Here is a 1,704-nt window from a genome sequence, read left to right on the forward strand (position 1 = left end):
CCCAAAATTCAGATTGAGAAAGGTCAAGATTACCAGTTTTGGGAAACTTTTCTACCGCTTCAGTTTGATTAGCTAACCAGTGTATCACCTTTTTTTCTGTTGCGGATAAACGCTGTAAATGACATTCGATCGAGTTTTCTATATCCCCTAAATAAATTTCATTGTTCATTTGTTCTAAAAATAAGGATACTTCTCCATCAAATAGCTCAATAATAGTTGAGGAGATGATATTTAACCAGTTAGGATGACCTTGATAAAGTTCCCTCAGTTTCGTCCATTTCTCCTCACTTTTTAAACCGTATTCTTTGAAGATTTCTTCAAATTCTGTTGTTAAACCTTGTAGGTATAAAGTTTTAATTTTATCGGATTTTAAGGTAACAAAATCTCTGGGAAGTTCCCAACTAATTAAAATCAAACAACTTTGATGAGATGTGGTAGCAATTTGCTGAAAAAATTTATGATAATCCTGACAGTCGCTTAAATATTTACCTGCTAATTCCCCCAGTTTAAAAATATTCTGCACATCATCAAGAATAATTAAACAACGATAGGAGCTTAGATAATCTATTATATCAGGTAAGGGGGTTGATAGAGATTGGGCGAAAAACTGTTTTAGATCATCCTTGAGAGCGATTAATTGAGGAATATTTTCCAGACTGCGATAAATAATATAATCAAATTGTGGGGCAATTTCTGAAACTAATTTAAGGGTTAAAGCTGTTTTTCCGATTCCACTTAACCCATAAATAGTAATTAATCGAGTTTTATTATCTAGCCATTCTTTTAAGGTTGATATTTCTAACTTACGTCCATAGTTATACCTTAATTCAGGAGCTTTTGTTAGGTTAATTATTGGGAATTGATGATCATTATCTGGAAAATTTGAAGACTTTTTTAAGTTGTTTTCTGAGTAGGGGTTATTTTCTCTACAGATATTTATATGGTTATTACTAATATTATTACCATGATGGCTAACAAAGTGATAAATAGTAGATGAAGCTTTATTTTCTAAAACAGAACGAACATTAGACTTTTTTATATCTTCTTCAAAAACATCTGATAACAGTTGCCATAACTTCCATGCTTCTTTTTTTATATGGTCATAACTGCGCTGATTATCTTTGGCAATTTTTTCGTAATCTTGATGTTCCCAAATACCCTGTAAGATGGATTCTTGCAAAGAATCAAGATGTTTACCGGTTTTCTCTAATACCTGTTTATCTGTCCATTCTAAAAGGGTTTGAATATCCATATAAGTAAGTGATAGAACTTTTGTATTACTGTTTGGGATAAGGGAACAGATTTTAGTTTTCTCGTTTTTTTATCAGACTAATAATCATTTTACTTCCCTCTTGCAAGAGATCAATGTATTGCCTACGAACATTTTACCCCATAAAGTCGGGAAGGCCAAACTGTCATAGCAAATCCGCCTTAGACAGTAAAGCTTGTAGTCATATTACTCGTAGGGTGCGCCTTTCAATAGCGTAACGCACCAATTTAATAATAGAGGTGGTGCGTTACGGCGAATTATTAATTTTGGTTTTTTGACTAAATTGATAGCCGCCTAACGCACCCTACACTCTACGGACTCGTAGGGTGCGCTCTTCAATAGCGTAACGCACCAATTTAATAATAGAGGTGGTGCGTTACGGCGAATTATTAATTTTGGTTTTTTGACTAAATTGATAGCCGCCTAACGCACCC

General features: G+C 33.7%; 1 protein-coding gene. It reads right to left on the bottom strand.

Going from position 1 to position 1,704, the window contains the following annotated elements; genetic code table 11:
- Positions 1-1,252 (bottom strand): helix-turn-helix domain-containing protein (locus PX481_RS28580; protein ID WP_288097330.1); only part of this gene is annotated, 1,252 nt, incomplete at its 3' end.
- Positions 1,253-1,704: the final 452 nt, after the last annotated feature.

The sequence above is a fragment of the Microcystis sp. M53603_WE2 genome (assembly GCF_030065435.1).